This is a genomic window from Shewanella sp. (genome assembly GCF_013214165.1).
Lineage (GTDB): Bacteria > Pseudomonadota > Gammaproteobacteria > Enterobacterales > Shewanellaceae > Shewanella.
Map to the genome: position 1 here is coordinate 1 of NZ_JABSSM010000051.1, position 19,371 is coordinate 19,371.

At 47.9% G+C, this 19,371-nt stretch carries 15 protein-coding genes; 3 read left to right on the plus strand and 12 right to left on the minus strand.

Features of this window, described 5'->3' with window-relative positions; all coding sequences use genetic code 11:
• From HRU42_RS14325 to HRU42_RS14350, 6 genes are all read right to left on the minus strand, one after another.
• Positions 1-875, minus strand: an 875-nt coding sequence (locus HRU42_RS14325; protein WP_295032004.1) for an NAD-dependent epimerase/dehydratase family protein, incomplete at its 3' end; no start/stop codon positions are given.
• Positions 876-878: 3 nt separating this feature from the next.
• The gene (gene oleC, locus HRU42_RS14330) at positions 879-2,648 is read right to left on the minus strand and encodes an olefin beta-lactone synthetase (protein WP_295032005.1); all 1,770 of its coding nucleotides are present in this window, start codon (positions 2,646-2,648) and stop codon (positions 879-881) included.
• A gap of 86 nt (positions 2,649-2,734) precedes the next feature.
• Positions 2,735-3,622, minus strand: a complete 888-nt coding sequence (locus HRU42_RS14335) for an alpha/beta fold hydrolase (RefSeq protein ID WP_295032006.1) — start codon at positions 3,620-3,622, stop codon at positions 2,735-2,737.
• A gap of 113 nt (positions 3,623-3,735) precedes the next feature.
• Complete coding sequence (locus HRU42_RS14340; RefSeq protein WP_295032007.1) at positions 3,736-4,785, minus strand: 3-oxoacyl-ACP synthase III; 1,050 nt, start codon at positions 4,783-4,785, stop codon at positions 3,736-3,738.
• Between the two features lie 248 nt (positions 4,786-5,033).
• Positions 5,034-6,326: a methyltransferase gene (locus tag HRU42_RS14345; protein ID WP_295032008.1), complete on the minus strand. Its 1,293-nt coding sequence runs from the start codon at positions 6,324-6,326 to the stop codon at positions 5,034-5,036.
• A gap of 89 nt (positions 6,327-6,415) precedes the next feature.
• Positions 6,416-7,585: a chemotaxis protein gene (locus HRU42_RS14350; RefSeq protein WP_295032009.1), complete on the minus strand. Its 1,170-nt coding sequence runs from the start codon at positions 7,583-7,585 to the stop codon at positions 6,416-6,418.
• A gap of 316 nt (positions 7,586-7,901) precedes the next feature.
• On the opposite strand from HRU42_RS14350, the gene HRU42_RS14355 reads away from it, so the two are divergent.
• Complete coding sequence (locus HRU42_RS14355; RefSeq protein ID WP_295032010.1) at positions 7,902-8,147, plus strand: DUF1289 domain-containing protein; 246 nt, start codon at positions 7,902-7,904, stop codon at positions 8,145-8,147.
• A gap of 73 nt (positions 8,148-8,220) precedes the next feature.
• On the opposite strand, the gene HRU42_RS14360 is transcribed toward HRU42_RS14355, so the two are convergent.
• From HRU42_RS14360 to HRU42_RS14385, 6 genes are all read right to left on the minus strand, one after another.
• Positions 8,221-8,583, minus strand: coding sequence for a YajD family HNH nuclease (locus HRU42_RS14360; RefSeq protein WP_144047353.1), 363 nt, complete (start codon positions 8,581-8,583; stop codon positions 8,221-8,223).
• A 158-nt stretch (positions 8,584-8,741) separates the two neighbouring features.
• The gene (locus HRU42_RS14365) at positions 8,742-10,718 is read right to left on the minus strand and encodes a BCCT family transporter (protein WP_295032011.1); all 1,977 of its coding nucleotides are present in this window, start codon (positions 10,716-10,718) and stop codon (positions 8,742-8,744) included.
• A gap of 703 nt (positions 10,719-11,421) precedes the next feature.
• Positions 11,422-12,132 (minus strand): phosphate signaling complex protein PhoU, encoded by a 711-nt coding sequence (phoU, locus tag HRU42_RS14370; protein ID WP_295032012.1) that lies wholly within the window; start codon positions 12,130-12,132, stop codon positions 11,422-11,424.
• Between the two features lie 85 nt (positions 12,133-12,217).
• Positions 12,218-13,036: a phosphate ABC transporter ATP-binding protein PstB gene (gene pstB / locus HRU42_RS14375; protein WP_295032013.1), complete on the minus strand. Its 819-nt coding sequence runs from the start codon at positions 13,034-13,036 to the stop codon at positions 12,218-12,220.
• Positions 13,037-13,175: 139 nt separating this feature from the next.
• Positions 13,176-14,828, minus strand: coding sequence for a phosphate ABC transporter permease PstA (gene pstA, locus HRU42_RS14380; protein ID WP_295032014.1), 1,653 nt, complete (start codon positions 14,826-14,828; stop codon positions 13,176-13,178).
• A 275-nt stretch (positions 14,829-15,103) separates the two neighbouring features.
• Positions 15,104-17,359, minus strand: a complete 2,256-nt coding sequence (locus HRU42_RS14385; protein ID WP_295032015.1) for an ABC transporter permease subunit — start codon at positions 17,357-17,359, stop codon at positions 15,104-15,106.
• Between the two features lie 170 nt (positions 17,360-17,529).
• Between HRU42_RS14385 and HRU42_RS14390 the strand changes: the two genes are divergently transcribed.
• Entirely contained in the window at positions 17,530-18,030 is a 501-nt protein-coding gene (locus tag HRU42_RS14390) for an ACT domain-containing protein (RefSeq protein ID WP_295032016.1), read from the plus strand.
• A gap of 268 nt (positions 18,031-18,298) precedes the next feature.
• Complete coding sequence (locus HRU42_RS14395; protein ID WP_295032017.1) at positions 18,299-19,114, plus strand: DUF2797 domain-containing protein; 816 nt, start codon at positions 18,299-18,301, stop codon at positions 19,112-19,114.
• The last annotated feature ends 257 nt before the right edge of the window (positions 19,115-19,371 follow it).

Here is a 19,371-nt window from a genome sequence, read left to right on the forward strand (position 1 = left end):
CGCTGGGTCACTGCGGGCAAGTCAGCGCAGGCTAAAATCTTATTCAACATGGCCGCCATGGTGATAGGCTCGTCATTACTGAGAAAATAGGCCTTACCCGCGGCCGACGCATCCTCACTGCATAAGTTAACGGCGGCGAGGATATGCGCATAGGCAGCGTTACCCACATAAATGGTATCCACCAGCTTATCTTGTTGGCCGACTAGCTTGAGTCGTCCGGCTTTGGCTCTGTCTATTACACGCGGTACCAGATGAGGATCTTCAGGCCCCCAGATAAGATGAGGACGCAACGCCAGTGTCTTCAGTGCACCACTATTGGCCTCGAGCACCATCTTCTCGGCAACGGCCTTAGACTCGCCATAATGATTCAGATAGTGAGTGGCATAAGGCGCACTCTCGTCGATCCCAGACTCGTCCTCACCGGCAAAGGTCACACTCGGGGTACTGGTATAGATAAGCGTGCTAATATTGAGTTGCTGACACGCACTGATGACATTAGCCGCGCCATCCACATTCGGTGAAAAATAGCTCTGCTTGCTACCCCAGACACCCGCCTTTGATGCCACATGAAAAACCAGATCGCAACCTTTCATGGCATCGAGCACGGCCGTTTTATCGGCAATATCGCCTCTGACCATATTCACGCCCATATCGGTCAGTTCAGGGTAATCACCTCGAGCAAGCCCGGTAACTCGAATGCCGGAAGCCAACAAACGCTGGCAGATAGCCTTACCTAGAAAACCGCCGGCCCCGGTGACAAGGGCATGACTCGCCTTGGCCTTAAGCGCATGGAGCGCCGCTTGTTCCAAGGCATGAAAACCGTCTAAAACGGATGTAGCCTCTGGTGAGCGGGCTGAGACATGACGAGCTGACATGGATTATTCCTTATGCTTATTCTGGGCCCAGACGGCTAATTTTTCACGAAAAATCTTCGCATTATGCCGAATATCCACGGGGAACTCAGGATGAATCAGAAAACGTCTGATCCCCAGCGTCTGGCTATGTTGCTCGGCGATGGCGATAAGCTCGGCATACAAGCTGGCGCCAAGCGAACATGGCAGAGATTTATCCAGCTCGATGCACAATAGAGGCACTATCTCTGGGGAGCTGGCATCCCCATCGACCTCAACGCCAACTAACGCGCTGCGCTTGATTTGGGGATGGGTATTGAAGATGCGTTCACAGGGTATGGAAAAATAGCGTTTACCACTAGCAGCATCGACTCTATGGGCCTTACGGCCACACATCCATAACTTGCCTTCACTGTCGAGATAACCGAGATCGCCCATACGATGGCGTATCATTCCACCATCTTTAATCTTAGCCTGCTCGGTCGCGCTATCACGGCGATAGTAACTGCGGCTCACCATGGGGCCTTTAACGACTATCTCACCTATCTTGCCTGACTCCAGCCTGAGCGCATCGCTCCAGATCCCAATAGGTTTCTCGGTGATCGCTATGATGGCAATATCCACCCCTGAGATGGCGTCACCGACACAAATTCCACCACCATTATCTGTGATGGCCGTGGTGTCAAACAGTGCCTGACTGCCCATCTTGCTCAAGGGCAGTGACTCGGTGGCGCCGTAGGAGTTAAGCACTTCCACGCCATCACTGAGCATCTGACTAAAGTGTTTTATAGAAGAAATAGTCGCTGGTGCGCCGGCGGATATGACACGTTTTATGCTGGGCAACTTATGGTTACTCGCCCCAGTGCCCTGTCCCTCTTGAACGCCCGCTTGCCCCAACCTCTCGATCAAAGCCGGATTGACAAACATATTGCTGCATTGGTACTTGTCGATAGCGGCAAACAAGTATTCAGGATTGGCCGTTATCGGCTTGCTGGCATCCATCTCTGGAATAATCGAGGCCATGCCTAATGCGGGACCAAACAGCGAGAATAGCGGGAACGTAGCCAGATCACGCTCACCGGGCTCAATGCCGTAATCATCTCTCAGCGCGCTTATCTGAGCTTCAAACATCTTGTGGGAGTAGACCACCCCCTTGGGCGTCCCTGTACTGCCACTGGTAAACAAAATGGCGGCCATCTCATCTTGGGCTAGCATAAGCATCTCATAGGGCTCTGATGAGCCATGTGCTGCGATGGTTTCCAGTGTGACTCCGCCAAACAAACTGCGACCACCTACTGTCACCAGATGCTTAACCGAGCCCTTGCCCCAACCAAAGAGTTTACGGGCTAGGTGCGCCTTAGGAATGCCGATAAAGGCATCGGGCTGAGATTCGATAAAACATTGCTTGAGATTTCTCACCCCCATGCCGGGATCCACCAAGATAGGCACAACACCCGCCTTAAACAGGGCGAAGGTGAGCGTAAAAAAGTCGATGCTCGGGGTCACCATCAACACCGCCTTCATGCCACGCCTTATCCCATAGGCATTTAAGCCATGGGCTAAACGATCACTTTGTTGATTGAGCTCGGAAAAGTTGAGCTCTTGATATTGCAGCGTCTTGGCAGAGAAAATAGACCCGCTAGCAGTTTGTACCGCTACGGCGAGATCTTCAGGGGAATGGCTCGCGGCGCTAATGAGGTGACGACAGAGATTAGCACCCGCTCTGGTGTGAATGTCGCTGTTAATGACACTGTCTGCTGCTGTTGAAGACGGCTTGGCAGTTAAAGAGGCTGACATGTTCGATGACCTTTCTATGAAATAAGCGGTCAATTTTGACCGCTTATTGGTATTTTATCCTCTCGCTAAAAAGCTGACCGCGAGTATTAAACAGCGCCAGAGTCGCTGTTCATAAACTGAGTAATATGCCCGACGACTTCATCAGTGGCATCTTCAAGAATATAGTGACCACAATCTGCAAATTCATGCACGACCGCATGGGGCATCTCTACTTTCCACTGGGCAAGAAAATGCTTATCAAAAACGAAATCTTTCAGGCCCCAACAGATCATAGTCGGCACATTGGCAAACTTTGGCAGGCTGGCGGCTATTTCAGAGACCAACTCATAGTTTCTATCCCCCTCTTTGAGAGGAATATCTTGCACGAACCTCAAGGTCGAGATCCGGTTAGCCCAAGAATTGAACGGCGCCACATAGGCTTTACGTATCTCAGCCGGCATAGGTTTACGTTTAACACCGACATGGGAGGCGATGGATGAAAACGCGTTGAAACCACGAACCAGAGCCGTACCTAACAAGGTATTACGGCAGATCCACAAGGGCCAAGGGAACGGCTTAGATTCAGGCAGATGAAACGCGCCAGTATTGAGAATGACCAGACGTTTTATCCGTTCGGGATAACGCGCAGCATAACCCATGCCTATCATCCCGCCCCAGTCGTGTACGACTAAGGTAATATTCTCTTTGACGTTTAGATGTTCGAGTAAGGCTTCTAGATCGTCAATACGATTCTTTAATGTGTAGTCGTAGCCACTGTCATCGGGCTTATCAGACAAGCCACAGCCGATATGATCCGGCACGATACACTGATGGTTACTGCTCAGAGCAGACACCAGATTTCGATAATAGAAAGACCAGCTAGGGTTGCCATGAACCATGACCACAGGCTCACCTTGGCCTTCATTTACGTACTGTAACTTGTGGCCGTTTCTGTCGAGATAATTGCGCTTGAAGGGAAACAGAGTGTCTAACATGACTCTTCCTAAATATTCTTTGCATCATTGCGCCTCAAACTCGAGGCGCGTAACGTGATTATAGGGTGATTGGGACTGAAACGCGCTAAGTGTGCACTATTGGCTGCAGCTCGTTACCACTTGATCCCAAGCATCATGCAGTTAAGTCCACTGCCTATGCCTAAGAAACTCACCTGGTCACCTTTTTTAAGGAAACCCTGATCGTGGGCCATTGCTGCCGTGACAGGCAGAGAAACCGAGCCCATATTGCCCAGCAGTTGGTAAGTAGGAAATTCTTTCTCTTGAGGAATATTGAGTGCATTGAGCACTTTCAGGCGGTTTGCTGACCCCACCTGATGGCAAATCACCTTATCGACCTGCTCCACCACCCAGTCACGCTGTTCCAGAAAATGACTCCAGGTATGACGAGCAAGCTCTACCCCCTCCTTGAGTAGTGTCACACCATCGGTGCGCATAAACTCACGGTAGAGATGTAAACCCGCTTCCTGCAGGCCCCATTGACACAAATTATGGTGCTCAGGTGCCGAAAGGTGACTCGCGCCTAGAAGCTGATGTTGACGATCGGTATTCAATGACAAGCTGCCATCGGTAAGCAAGACGGCTACCGCGCCAGAACCACCGGTTAGGGTTGCCAGAGACTGGGCATAGTTCTGCATGGTTTGATCGGCCAACATATTATCTATGGTGATATCGACAATATGACGCGCTGATTCACAGGAAACCACTAAGCCAGCCTTAATTTGACCGAGTTCGATACGGTTAGCAATGTCTAAGATGCCAGAGAGCACGCCAAGACACGCATTACTGATGTCATAGATGGCGGTATCTTTCGACACCCCAAGCTCGGCAGCGATACGACACGCCGTCGCTGGCTCATGCTGATCGCGGCAAACTCCGGTATAAATAACGGCGCCTAAATCACTCACTTTCACGCCGGTTTCATCAATAGCCTTGTGTGCAGCAGCCAGGGCACCGTCTGATAATCTATGACCCTTTGGCCACCAACGCCGCTCGGTGATCCCGGTCAACGCAGTAAGTTGCCCCATAGGGATGCGAAACTTCTTATATAGAGGTGCCAAACGAGATTCTAATTCGGAAGTTGACACAACTTCAGGTGCCAGTTCATATGCCAGGCTATTGATAAAGACTCGGGAATATTTCATGAAACAGTATTATTTCGCTCTCAATATCGGCGCGACTTCAGCCAATAAGTATTATTATTTAGTATTAACCCATCATTTGAGCAAGAAAAGGCTAATGATTCAATAAAAAACCGTCATAGCTACGGTTTTTTCACTCATAAACTGCATTTTCGATAAAAAAAATGCGCTCTAAAATAAAAAAATAAACATAAATCAGTATATCTTAACTATAAAAACATACACTTAGTTAATCCTTTATAGGCTAAACATTAGTTTGCTGTTTTTTCCGCCAAAATCAGTGAATTTCTTGGGGTAATGGCTTCACTGCAGAATCTAGTGAGCTTGACCGAGTAACCTTGCTCTTCGAGGAAGCAGACTCTATCGAGCAGTAACCAATGTTCCAGAATGTCACGAAACAGATGGGCGACTAGATCTATGCGTCGGGTGAGTCTCTGTCTCTGAACGCCTAACTCAAGGTACAAATCTACATCCAGATCGACAGGTAATTGTACAGATTTTTGCCCCGCTGCCCAATGACAGAATGCCTTAAAACCTTCATTCAGCTGACTCTGCTTTATCGATGGAATGGGGAGGTATCGCCTACTTCGATTCACCTCTCGCTGCAAGCAATCAAATCCCAGACGCCAAACGATCTCTCTATGGCGATATTCGACCTGTTTCGCATTGGCAAGGGTACTGTGTTGCAGTGGCACTTGCAGATCATGTGGGGATAACACCAATTCGCTATCGAGTACCACTTGCGACATTCCCTGATACTGCTCGGCTTGAATAAGGTGATAACAACAGGGAGAGATGATAATCGAGCGGGTATTTGCCTGAGATGCCAGCCTTAACAAGCGCACATGCAGATCGCCACAGGCGTGCAGTGCAACGGCCAGCTGTTCCTGCTTTAGCTTAGACTGCTGAGGCGCAAAGGCATCGGCGCAGATAAATTCCTGCGGCAGATCCCAGTTATCGGCAAATCTTGTGCCTGCATCACACAGACTCTGCTGCCACTCTAGGCTCACCACAGGACGAGAATGAGCCTTGGCGATGAGTCGACCAAGATGGCCCTTTCCGGCACACCACTCCAGTACTTCGCTGCTATCTTGCTTGATTTGAGCCGCAAATGCCGTGATCTGTGACCATTTACGCCCTTTTATTCCAGCGCTGAAATGAGCAGCTTGCTTATCAGACAAGAGCTGCGGCGCGTGTTGCAATTGGCTTGTGTGCCCATCAGTTAACACTGGGGCCACTTGCTGGAGCAAGTCCAGTTGCCACACAAAATCATGTCGAGCCAGGTCTCTTTGCAGAGCCGGCAACAAATCGGCGTTGAGTTTAGCTTGAGCTTTATCTAGTGCATCGATATCGGCATCGGCTATCGACCACACTTTTTCCGCCAAACAGGGAAACTGTTTCTCCCAGGGTAATTGCGTGCAGTCGAACGCTCTCACCTGCCATAACACACGACTCTGAACTAATAATGCATCGAGTTGCTTGAGTCGCTGGCGATGGGAGGTTTCTAGCAAGATATTGGCACTCTTTTTTATAGGATAAGACATCTGCTAACCCTGCATGATACAGAGCTAGCAGCTAGTCAATATTATAAAGTAGAAGTGTGTGGATGAAAATAGGATCTAGGATCTAGATTCTAGGCCTTATTGGCTTTCTTATCTCCCATTCTCCTGCCTAACCAGACACCTAGACTAAGAGGCGCGAAGAAGATCGCCATCAAGAAGAGGACGAAATAGAGGATCAGGCTCTTAAGCGTCTTGGTCAACTCCTGAAAAACGACCTCTACCGTGTGTTTGGAGATCTCATCCAGGTTAGCTGCCGCGGCGATACGCTCTCTGGCTACCATATTTTCCAGAGCTAAGCGCTCATTCTTCACCATTAACTCTAGTGCCTGACGCTCAACCGATAGCTGCTTAAGTTTGTCGTCGGTAGAATCACTGAGTTGCTGCAGCAAGGGGCTCAGCTCACGTCGCATATCCACGGCTAAGCTTTGCATCATCTCAGGGCTCTGCGCCATCAATTCCTGAAACCTCGCCGATGTCTCACCGATACTCACCAGCGTAGCCTGAATTTCTTCGGCATTGATATTGGAATGCAGGGCATAGAGCTCGGCTTTCCAAGCTAATATTTTGGGCATCTGCTCAGAGATCATCGCCATACGATCTGACATATCACTCATCACTTCTGGCACAGAACCTAAGCTAGTCACGGCTTCAAATTCATTGATTTCTCTGAATATTAACCAATCATTGAATGCCGAATTGCGACTGAATGTGATGTCGATAAGGGGATTATCCAGCACGTACTGTTTGATAAATTCACGGTTATTGTTGAAGTCACTCTGAGAGACGAAGCCTTTAACCGTTTTCTCAAACTGAGCTGCCAATGCCCTACTGGTCGCGATAACCTGCGCTTGTTGTGCGCCAAATAGGGCTTTACCCGCCCCCGTGTCATAAAATTCACTCATCTGCGCCGTAAATGCCCAGGTATCGACCATGGCAGCCAATGGTGAGGTCTGAAAAATAGCCTTCTGTAGCGCCTGCTCTGCATTTATCTTCCACATCAGAGCGTTAGATTTCAGATAGATACCTTGCTCATCACTAGGTTCAAGCGCTAAAATATGGTCGGCAGTCTGTTCGACTCGACTGTAAAAAGTGCTGCTAAAATCACGGCTAAATAGCCGCATATTGAGTTGCTCTTGTGGCAGAGGCACCACGCCATTTTCAAGTTTTACCTCTATCAGAGAACATGCGGTCGTAAGCAGACCCAGCACAACCAAAACACTTAAGCGTAGCAACGCTTTCATAAAGCCCCCAGTAACATTTACTATTTAGTGAAAGCCCAAATAGTTAAAATATGATCACCATGCTGTAAAGCCTAGCATCGGCAGACAGCTTCAGCTATTGCTTAAGGCGCGCTAGGCTATAACTCGGCTCAATGCCCCTCAGTCTCTTTGCATTGACGCTCAAATATCCACATAATCAATACATAAGATACACAATTAACATGCTAATTAACCTTCGACCTTCTATTGCGATTATCTCACTCGCCCTTGAAAAAAGTGATCAGGACCACTAAAATATCGATCAATAATTTTGTAATTAACATCTGAGCCGAAACCTATGATTCACTCACCTTGCGTGGCCAAATGCGGTTTAAACCATGATGACATCTGTATGGGGTGTTACCGGACTATCGATGAGATTGTCGGCTGGAGTGCGGGGGACGATGGGTTTAAAACTCAGGTATGGGAGAAAATAGCCCAGCGTAAGACCGAACTAGCCCCAGGTGAACGTAGCGAAAGTAGCAGTATCAGTCGACAGAAATGGCTAGCAGCCGAGGCTAGAATTGCATCGAGTGAGCGTTAATTGAGATAAAAAAGCATATTAAAAGAGATATCGCCAATACTGGCACATATCTCTTAATTGTCTCGCCGGCAGACTATTTTTTCATCATGCCTTTAAGATCGGCGAAGGGGTTATAGGTTGCCGACTCTACTTTTGTCTCAGTAGTCGCACCGTACTGAATCAACTCTTCAAATTTCGAATGTTCATTATCATGACAATAAAGACAGAGTAATTCCCAGTTTGAGCCATCGGATGGGTTGTTATCATGGTTATGATCTCTATGATGCACGGTCAGCTCACGCAGATTTGAGTGAGTAAACTCACGAGTACAACGACCACACACCCATGGATATAACTTCAGCGCCTGCTCACGGTATCCCGTTTCGCGCTTCGCTTTATAATCTCTGGCTTCAGCTAATACTTTATCTAGTTTACTTTGACCTTGGCTTACCGACATATACTTTAATCCTACTCACAGCTATCGATTCTGACCTTATTAGTGGCCGATAAAATAGCAAAAAAATACCCTGTAGCGATAATAACATCGCTACAGGGTAAATTTAACTGTTTAACCGATTTTCCACGAAAAGGTTATAGCTAAAAACACAGTTCGGCTTATGCATCCCCGCCCAGATATTCTGAACTTGAGATATGCAGGTAGTAGTTGTACTTCTCATATTGAGTCACCACATCGGCCAAGATCTGTTTCTGAGTGAATCCCATCACGTCATAGTGCTGACCGCCATGCTCGAGGAAGACTTCGGCGCGATAGTAATCAGTCTCACCATCGTCGACTTCGCTGACTAACGGATTGGTAATGGTGAAGGCTCTGATCCGCAGGCCATAGACAAAATCGTTATGATCTTCACTAGGGATAACAAACCTGACTCGATTATCTAAATTGATGACCTTAGCCGGAATACCGCGGCGAATGAAGCTCTCACACACCTGAGTCAGCGCCGGGGTCGCCACCTGCTCGAGGAACTCTTGCACATCATCTTCACTGGGATGGGACACTAGGACATCGAGATGGTCTTCCCAATCCACATCAGTCTTGCTGTACTGCACACTGGTATTATGTGACTGCACGCTGTTGAGCTTGATCCAATCATCTCGCAGCGCCCGATAAAGACCTAGGCACATCAACAACATCACTAGCAAGAATGGCAGCGCACTGGCAATAGCCACTGTCTGCAAGGCCTGTAGACCACCAGCCAGCAAGAGTACCGAAGCTACCACACCCTGAAGTAGGGCCCAGAAGACACGTTGCCACACGGGAGCTTCTAGATCGCCCCCCGAAGTCAGATTATCTATCACCAAGGAGCCAGAATCTGACGAGGTGACGAAGAAAGTGATCACTAGGCACAGGGCTATCGTCGACAATAATGTCGAGAAAGGCATGTGTTCGAAGAACACAAACAGGGCAACAGACACGTCCGATGAAACCGCTTCGGCCAGATAAGTAGCACCATGATTCATGATGGCATCTATGGCGGTATTACCAAATACCGTCATCCACAAGAAGGTGAAAGCCGAAGGCACGAGTAACACGCCGATCAGAAACTCTCTGATGGTTCTGCCGCGGGAAACTCGTGCGATAAAGGTGCCGACAAAAGGAGACCAAGATATCCACCAGCCCCAATAGAGCAAGGTCCAGCCACCTATCCAGTCATTCTTCTGTTCATAAGCATATAAGTTAAATGTCTTACCCACTATATCACTCAGATAGGCACCGGTGTTTTGCACGAAGGCCTGTAATAATTCGACCGTGGGACCAAAAATGAGCACGGAAACCAACAAGAGCACCGCCAGCCCCAGATTGAGTTCACTGAGACGCTTAACCCCTTTATCTAGACCTAAGAACACCGACAAGGTGGCGATCAGCGAAATAGCGATGATCAAGCCTACCTGCACCATGGCATTCACTGGCACACCGAGTAGATAGTTGAGGCCCGAGTTAACCTGCAACACTCCAAAACCGAGCGAGGTAGCCACACCAAACATGGTGCCTAGCACGGCAAACGTATCGACCGCATGACCTATGGGTCCATAAATTCGCTCACCAATCAAGGGATAAAGAGCACTTCTGGGCAGCAGAGGTAATTTATGACGATAGGAGAAATAAGACAGACTCAGGGCAACGACGGCATAGATAGCCCAAGCATGGATCCCCCAATGGAAGAAGGTTATCTTCATCGCATCTTTTGCCGCCTGAATCGTCTCAGGCGTGGCATCCGGTGGCGACATATAGTGCATCACCGGCTCGGCAACGCCGAAAAACATCAGGCCTATGCCCATACCAGCAGAAAACAACATGGCTATCCAGCTCTTATAGCTGTAATCGGGTTCGGCGTGATCTGGCCCAAGCTTGATATCACCGAAACGGCTAAACATGACGAAGATGATAAAAATAAGAAAGATGGCTACGCCTGAGATGTAGAGCCAACCGGCTTTAACTTGAAACCAGGTCTGAGCCGATTTGAATACTTCTTGGGCTTGTTCGGGCCAGACAGAGCCGACGAACACCATCAAGATGATGAGAAATAATGATGGAAAAAAAACAGGTGGATTGATACTGGTCTTAATAGACATATAGCTCCCGCACGTTAACATGCGGCGGCACACAATTAATGATGATGACGCCGCTCGGTTCCCGAAGCACGACACACTCACACCGTGGCGCATTAAATCCGCCAGAGGTTAAGTATATGCTGCCACGAGAAAGTTGCATTCTGTGGTAAAGATGCTGCAACAAATCATATTGAATAACCCTGCCCAAGACTCTCGGTTAGGTGAGTCCGGCTCACGCTAACTCCTGAACACAAGATCCGATCCCAAATTGAAATCCCAAGGTGTTAGAGCAGCTGCAGCCCAGCTATTAAATAGAATTTGCCTATCGATTTATCGACAGAACCCGATAATCATATCTTGCTCTGTCAAAAAATCAGATACTCACAAAACTCGTTAATATAATAACCTATATATCTATGCAGTTATGTGCGGCTCGACCACAAAAACAAAAAAAAGCAGCGATAAGCTGCTTTAAATCAAGGTGACACGATAGTGGAGTCCACATTTAACCTAAGGATTCACACTTTTTCCATCTCTGCATAAGACATATGAGTGCGGACATCTTTTCGATGACTTAGTTATAAATTCAGCTCCTTTTCCATCTCTGCATAAGACATATGAGTGCGGACATCTTCTCTACTCAGACGCTAGGATAGTTATAAATTCAAATCTTTTTCCATCTCTGCATAAGACATATGATGCGAACATCTTTTCGATGACTTAGTTATAAATTCAGATCCTTTTCCATCTCTTCATAAGAAACGTGGCGTACATCTTTACCTTTAACATAATAGATGATGTATTCGCAGATATTCTGACAGCGATCGCCGACACGCTCTACGGCTCTTGTTGCCCAAAGCACATCAAACACCTCGGGTATTGAGCGGGGATCTTCCATCATATAGGTCATAAGTTGGCGGATGGTGCTTTCATACTCTTTATCTAGCTTAGCGTCTTCTTTATGGAGTGCGAAAGCGGCATCAGCATCCATGCGCGCCAGGGCATCTAAGGTGCCATGAAGAAAACGCGTCGCGTGGCGTCCCATGCTATCGAGACTCACCAGCAGGGGTTGTTGCTTCTTCAAACGTTTTTCTAGGGCGACCTTGGCTATTTTCACACAAGCATCACCGATACGCTCTAAATCTGTGATGGTTTTAGAGATGGCCAGCACTAACCTTAAGTCACTCGCCGCAGGCTGTCTTTTGGCGATGATACGGGCACATTCCTCATCGATAGCGACTTCCATGTCATTGACCTTATGATCGCCTTCGATCACTCGCTGAGCCAGCTCAGCATCTAGGTCGGCAATCGCATCCAGCGCTTGCTCCAACTGACGCTCTACCAGTCCGCCCATGGCCAAGACGCGGTTGCGAATATCATCCAGCTCGGCGTTAAACTGACCCGAAATGTGTTTATTTAAATTCATATTGTCCATCGGTGTTAACCCTTTTGTCAGTATCTCAGTCCAGGGCTAAGCTCACTGGACCTGGCTTTGTTGACTAACGCTACATTAGTCTTAATTACCCGTAACGACCCGTGATGTAATCTTCGGTCTTACGTTTCTGTGGTGTGGTAAAGATGGTATTGGTATCGGCGTACTCGACCAGTTCTCCCATATACATGAAGGCGGTTTGATCAGACACCCGCGCCGCCTGCTGCATGTTGTGAGTCACTATCACCACGGTATACTTAGCTTTAAGCTCACTGATCAACTCTTCGATGATCAGGGTCGAGATGGGATCCAGAGCCGATGTGGGTTCATCCAGTAGTAATACCTCGGGCTCGATAGCGATGGCGCGAGCAATCACTAAGCGTTGTTGCTGACCACCAGACAGGCCGAAGGCGTTATCATGAAGTCTGTCTTTCACTTCATCCCAGATAGCCGCGCCACGAAGAGAGCTTTCGGCGGCGTCATCGAGATCGCGGCGATTGTTTATCCCTTGGAGGCGCAATCCATAGACCACATTCTCATAAATTGATTTAGGAAACGGGTTAGGACGCTGGAATACCATGCCAACGTTACGACGCAGGGCGGCAACATCCACCTTCTTATCATAGATATTCTGTCCGTGGAGCAGGACTTCACCGCTAATATGGCAATTATCCACCAGATCATTCATGCGGTTAATACAGCGCAGCAGGGTGGACTTACCACAACCACTGGGACCGATGAAGGCGGTGACTTGTTTCTCTGGTATCTTCATAGAGACATCGAACAGGGCCTGTTTATCACCATATTTCAGCGATAAGTTGCTGATCTCCAGGGCTGTGTCTTCCTGGCTCAAATTTTTCAAGTCCACTGATTTAGTACTCATCGCTGACTTATCTATCGAAATCATGTTATGTCCTATCACTTTATAGATCTGCTACGCATCTCTATCTGAGTCACTGTGTGACAACGTCTTGGTTTATAGCTGCAGCGTAAAAGTAATGTATTAGTCTCTATCATACTGAGTTTACATTACTTGCTAGCCAATATTAATGCTCTAGTGAGCGATATTTCTCACGTAAATGGTTTCGAACCGCTATCGCCGTCAGGTTCAATGACACTATGACAGTAACCAGCAAGAACGAGGTGGCGTAAACCAGAGGTCTCGCGGCCTCTACGTTCGGACTCTGGAAGCCCACATCATAAATATGGAAACCTAGGTGCATAAATTTTCGCTCCAGATGCACGAAGGGAAAGTTCATATCGATAGGCAAGGTTGGCGCGAGCTTGACTACGCCCACCAACATCAAGGGAGCCACTTCACCCGCGGCGCGCGCCACGGCCAGAATGAGTCCAGTCATGATAGCCGGGCTCGCCATAGGCAAGATGATGCGCCACAGGGTTTCCGCCTTGGTAGCACCCAGTGCCAGACTAGCTTGGCGTACCGAGCTTGGAATGCGGCTCAAGCCTTCCTCGGTCGACACGATAACCACAGGTAAGGTCAGGATGGCCAGGGTCAATGCTGACCAGAGTACACCCGGGGAGCCAAATGTCGGCGCCGGTAGTGCTGCGGGGAAGAACAGCTGATCTATGCTGCCGCCGAACATATAGACGAAGAAGCCCAAGCCGAACACCCCGTAAACAATCGAGGGCACACCAGCCAGATTAATCACGGCGATGCGGATCATCTTAGTGACAGGACCTTTCTTGGCATATTCGTGCAGATAAACCGCCGCAACCACTCCAAATGGCGTCACAATCACAGCCATCAGCATCACCATAAATACGGTGCCGAAAATAGCTGGGAACACTCCGCCCTCTGTGTTGGCTTCACGAGGATCGTCACTGACGAAACGGCCAACACCGACAAACCAATGGCCCAATTTATCCAGCAGACCCAAACGGTTGGAATAAGTCACATCCAAAATGCTATCCAGTTTGAGGGTCACCTCCACGCCGCGCATGTCTTTGATAACGACCGAATCCCGACCCGCTTCTTCCCTGAGCCCGAAGAACTTCTTCTCTACAATCAAATATTGAGCCTGTAGATCCGCCCGTTTCTGGGCTAAGTCGGCCTTAATCACAGGTGTCAGCTTACCATCGAGTTCATAACCACGTCCCTGCAGACGAAGCTTCTCGATGGCGTAGTTTATCGAACCTATTTCCCCCTTCTGCAGATCCACCGCCTTATCATTGAGCGCCACAGAGCGTTCGATGTGAGACTCGAACGAGGCTTCGACATTAGCGAAGTCGAGTCGTTTACCATTTTCTATGACAGCCACAGGATAGCCGTAAAAATCGCCATTCTTACTGCGCTCGATAACCGCGATATCTTGAGGTCGACTGCGAGAGATGATATTTGTGGCTAGGACCCAGCGAAAATCCAGACCAACAAATTCACGGTTACCGGTTTTAACTAAATAACGGGTCACCGTATCACCCTGCGCCTCTTTAAACACATGACCAGCCGAGATCAGTTGCTCGGTGGGCACTTCTTCGGTGTCGTAGATCTCCCCAATGAGTGTATATTTTGTCCCATGATTATCTTGCATCTCCCATTGGTATATTTCAGCAGGCCAGAAGTAACTCAAGCCCCGCCATGCAATCATCAAGAGTAGGCCCAGTACTGCAATCAAGCTGATGCTGACCGCACCACCTGTCATCCAGATCCAAGGAGCACCCGATTTAAACCAATTACCCATGAGAGTCTCCCCCTACATCGTGTGCTGAACATACCGCACCACCTGTCATATCACAGCCCCAAGGAGAACCCGATTTAAACCAATTACCCATGACACTGCCCCCCAAGAAGTAGATCAAACTTAGCAACAAGCACCATGTCATTCATTCCCAAAGCCCAAGGAGAACCCGACTTAAACCAATTACCCATGAGAGTCTCTCCATAACTGCAACTGTAAAACCCATATATTCATGTTCATATATATATTCATCATGTCTTTGCTACTAAAGTGAGCGATTAAAGTGAGCTATAGCGTTCACGTAGACGCTGTCTGACCACTTCGGCAATAGTGTTGAAAATAAAGGTGAAAATAAACAGTACGAAGGCCGCGAGGAAGAGTACCCGATAGTGAGAACTGCCAATGGCCGACTCAGGCACTTCGACGGCAATATTCGCCGCCAGGGTGCGCATGCCCTGAAACACACTCCACTCCATTATGGCCGTGTTTCCTGTCGCCATGAGTACGATCATGGTTTCACCAACCGCACGCCCCACTCCCATCATGATGGCGGAGAAGATGCCCGGGCTTGCAGTTAATAAGACTACCCGAGTCAGTGTCTGCCAGGTGGTCGCACCCAGCGCCAAACTGCCGTTGGAAAGGTGACGAGGCACAGAGAACACCGCATCTTCGGCTATCGAGAAAATAGTTGGAATGACCGCAAAGCCCATGGCAATACCGACAACCAGAGCATTACGTTGATCGAAGGTGATACCCAGCTCATTGGTGATAAACAATCTTGAATCACCACCGAAGAAGGCGATTTCCAGTGCGGGACTGATGGCGAAGGAGAACCAGCCGACGAATAAGATCACCGGGATCAACATCAACTCCTGGTAGGCTTCGGGTAAAAACTGTTTAGCCTTATCCGGCAAGTTATGCCAGAGGAAAGCACTGGTCAGTATCGAGAGCGGCAACAGGGTGAGTAAGACTAAGATCCCCGGCAAGTGATCCTCGATCAAGGGCGCCAGCCATAAACCGGCGAGGAAGCCGAGTATTACCGTGGGCAAGGCTTCCATTATTTCGATGGTTGGCTTGACGACGGCGCGCACCTTGGGCGTCATAAAGTAGGCGGTATAGATGGCGCCGGCAATCGCTAAGGGAGTGGCAAACATCATGGCGTAGAAAGCGGCTTTCATGGTACCAAACGCCAATGGCATCAGGCTCAACTTGGCTTCAAAATCATCGGATCCCGAAGTCGACTGCCACACATATAGGGGCTCAGGATAACTTTCATACCACACCTTGCTCCACATGGCGCTCCATGACACTTCAGGGTGAGTATTTGAAACACTGAACATGTGTAACTTGTTGTCGGCTTCCACCACTAAGGCGTTAGAGCGTGGGCTAAAGCCCAGCGTACCTAGATTATTTAAGTTGAAATCTTTGGAAAACAGTTTTCTTTGGCTGGTGGTATAGAGCAACGACAACTGGCCATTTTCGCTGATAGTGACAAAGCTCTTGCGATAAAATTCAGCGGCTACACTCTTAATGCCGCCTTGATTTCTAAATTCGCGTATCTCTTGATACTGACGCCCTTGCTTACCATTTACCTGAAAATACTGCTGCACCAAACCTGAATCGTAACTCACCAACACAGAGCTTGCCCCTGCTAGTAGGCTAACATTGGTGACATTGACACCAGTACGCCCCAGCTCTAATACTTGACTCAGGGAGACTGCTTCGACATCTCGAATATCATAGACGAAGAGTTTATTGTCTGATCTGAGCAGGAGTTGACGCTGATCCGGAGTCATCAATTGTTGCTGAACACGTACCGGAGCATCGTCGATGATGCCGCTATAAGCAAACCATTCGACCTCTTCGGTCATCATGTTCTCTTCACCTTCCTGACGTGACAGACGCCAAATTTTGTCATCTCCCTGATAAGCAAAGGTCATCTTATCGCTACTGTAATTGAATGCGAGATTGTTTATCGACTGCCCCTGTTCATCGACAGTCATGGCCGCCTTGCCGTTAGGGAATCTCAAATTAGGTGTGATGAGTCGATTATTGTCTGGATAAGTCACGGTAAACTCGAGATCTGCAATGATCACCTGACCATTATCGAGTCCGAAAGCAAACCTCTGTTCACTTGGCACTGAGGCTGAGCTACTGACAACTTGACTCCCCTCGGGGAATTGCAACTGCTCAGTTTCAATTAATTGTGATGAGCTAACATCATAAAAATCGACTCGACCAGTTTGAGATACGCGGTACATGATCTCATTTTGTTCATCGCTTCCGACCATCAGGGCTGGAACTGAATCATGAATATCCACACTCGATACAGGTGACACTTCGGCGTCATCGAAGATAGGCTTGATAACATAGAGCAGATAAAAGAAAATTAACAACAGAGCGATAAAAACCATAGCTCCACCGATAGTCACCCCAATTTGAGTCAACTTATCCTTAATAGCCCTGCCGCTTGAGCCTCTCCCCATCAGTAGCTTATGAGCCTTAGAATCAGGTTGTTTTACCTGAGTTTCCATTAGAACCTCGTTTATTAAATAGCCAGTAGACTTTTCACTGGGATTGTTCTAAAAATAGTTTAGAAGCAATCTCATTATTCTGATGTGTGGCATTATATGACGTAAAGATTACACTAGTGTTACAGTGCCAGAACAAGGATAGAAAAAATAAATCATGAAGGAGTATCAATATGTTACGTTACCTAGTCACACTGCAGGTCGCAGATAGAAAAGGCCTAGTTGAACAGATAGCCCACGCGGTGAGTCGCCATGGGGGTAATTGGCTGGATTCTGAACTGCGTCATATCGATGGTATCTTTGCCGCCATACTCCTGTTAGAGGTGCCCGCATCCAACTGGGACATCTTAGTCGAGAATCTGGAATGTATCGAAGGCTTGAGCCTGACCTATGCCAAGACCAGCAAGCAGCCCAACAAACTACAACATCTTAGCTTCTCACTCGTCGCCTATGACAGACCCGGTCTGGTACATGACATCTCCAATAAAATAAGCGCCCTGGGTATCAATATCGAACACTTCAGCAGTCGGTATGAGACGGCCTGCCACACTGGCGTCGCCTTATTCAGAGCCAACTTCTTGCTCGGCATGAAAAACCCCAAGCAAGAAGAACAATTATGTGAAGCTCTTTATGCTATAGGTGACGATGTGGTACTCGATAAGATTAGCCGCTAAAGCAGATGCTTACTCAATAGCTATCGACCCAAGAAAGAAACAGTCTCAACATCGAAGAGAACCTTCTCTTCGATGTCTTCTTCAATGACTTTCGGTTCAATCCTAGTTAACTTAGTCTACAGAATGCTTCTTTACAAAATCACTTCGCAATCGATTAAATCAATCAAGAGTTAAATCAACAACCTGATATAATGAGGCCATTAAGATCATCAATGTCATGCTCGAAATTGTAGGAAAACGATAAAGTTTCCAATGATAGGAAAAAAATATGTTAGGAACCATTAAGAAGATGCGCGCCACACTGGATGATAACCAGCAGGTGCAGTATCAGTTGCCCATAGGCAATGATTTATTAGCCATGAATCCGCTAATAGGTACCCAAGTCACCCTCACACATACAGGTAAAATATGCTGCAGTAACTGTGGTAAACGTACCAAGAAGAGCTATTCTCAGGGCCATTGTTTCGTCTGTATGAGAAAGCTAGCCAGCTGCGACATGTGTATCATGAAGCCCGAAACTTGTCATTTCGCCCAGGGCACATGCCGGGAGCCAGAATGGGGAGAGGCTAACTGTTTCGTGCCTCATTACGTTTACCTGTCAAATACCTCAGGACTCAAGGTTGGCATCACACGTCACACCCAACTTCCGACCCGATGGATTGATCAGGGAGCCACCCAAGGTTTAGCTATCTTGAAGGTCTCGACCAGACAGATCTCCGGACTCGTCGAAGTCGAATTAGCCAAGATGATCGCCGATAAAACCAATTGGCGCACCATGCTAAAGGGCAATGCACAAGACATAGATTTAAAAGCGAAAGCCGCAGAATTACTGCCGGAAGTCGAGAAAAAGATCCATGAGATATGCATGGAACATGGCGACTATGCCATCGAGAAGCTCGATGAAGAGATACAGACAATCCACTTCCCCGTCACCGAATTTCCAACCAAGATCAGTTCACATAACTTCGACAAAGATCCTGTGGTCAGTGGCATATTACTCGGCATAAAAGGTCAGTATTTAATCTTGGATACTGGCGTGATTAATCTGAGAAAGTTTACCTCATATGAGATCAGTGTAGGCTAAATATATTGCTGATAGTCTCTGTTAGGTAAAACATAAAGCTCATGATAACCATGAGCTTTTTATTTATCCCTAGTCTATTCTTAGCGATGATCCTGAGTGATTTTGATCTAACACTGTAACGTTATCCCCTTCCTCCCCGACGTCGCGGGTATACACCATCAATTCTCCGCTTAGGAGAATGCAGGCATTATATTTGAGTGTTTTCATCGGTCATCATATATAAAGTGCGATCAAAGTCACAAAACCCGGTTGAACCA

Coding starts and splice junctions, on each gene's coding strand:
- HRU42_RS14340 (WP_295032007.1), bottom strand. CDS start 4,785: ATGAAATATTCCCGAGTCTTTATCAATAGCCTGGCATATGAACTGGCA.
- HRU42_RS14390 (WP_295032016.1), top strand. CDS start 17,530: ATGTTACGTTACCTAGTCACACTGCAGGTCGCAGATAGAAAAGGCCTA.
- HRU42_RS14355 (WP_295032010.1), top strand. CDS start 7,902: ATGATTCACTCACCTTGCGTGGCCAAATGCGGTTTAAACCATGATGAC.
- HRU42_RS14385 (WP_295032015.1), bottom strand. CDS start 17,359: ATGGAAACTCAGGTAAAACAACCTGATTCTAAGGCTCATAAGCTACTG.
- phoU (WP_295032012.1), bottom strand. CDS start 12,132: ATGGACAATATGAATTTAAATAAACACATTTCGGGTCAGTTTAACGCC.
- oleC (WP_295032005.1), bottom strand. CDS start 2,648: ATGTCAGCCTCTTTAACTGCCAAGCCGTCTTCAACAGCAGCAGACAGT.
- HRU42_RS14365 (WP_295032011.1), bottom strand. CDS start 10,718: ATGTCTATTAAGACCAGTATCAATCCACCTGTTTTTTTTCCATCATTA.
- HRU42_RS14345 (WP_295032008.1), bottom strand. CDS start 6,326: ATGTCTTATCCTATAAAAAAGAGTGCCAATATCTTGCTAGAAACCTCC.
- pstA (WP_295032014.1), bottom strand. CDS start 14,828: ATGGGTAATTGGTTTAAATCGGGTGCTCCTTGGATCTGGATGACAGGT.
- pstB (WP_295032013.1), bottom strand. CDS start 13,036: ATGATTTCGATAGATAAGTCAGCGATGAGTACTAAATCAGTGGACTTG.
- HRU42_RS14395 (WP_295032017.1), top strand. CDS start 18,299: ATGTTAGGAACCATTAAGAAGATGCGCGCCACACTGGATGATAACCAG.
- HRU42_RS14350 (WP_295032009.1), bottom strand. CDS start 7,585: ATGAAAGCGTTGCTACGCTTAAGTGTTTTGGTTGTGCTGGGTCTGCTT.
- HRU42_RS14335 (WP_295032006.1), bottom strand. CDS start 3,622: ATGTTAGACACTCTGTTTCCCTTCAAGCGCAATTATCTCGACAGAAAC.
- HRU42_RS14360 (WP_144047353.1), bottom strand. CDS start 8,583: ATGTCGGTAAGCCAAGGTCAAAGTAAACTAGATAAAGTATTAGCTGAA.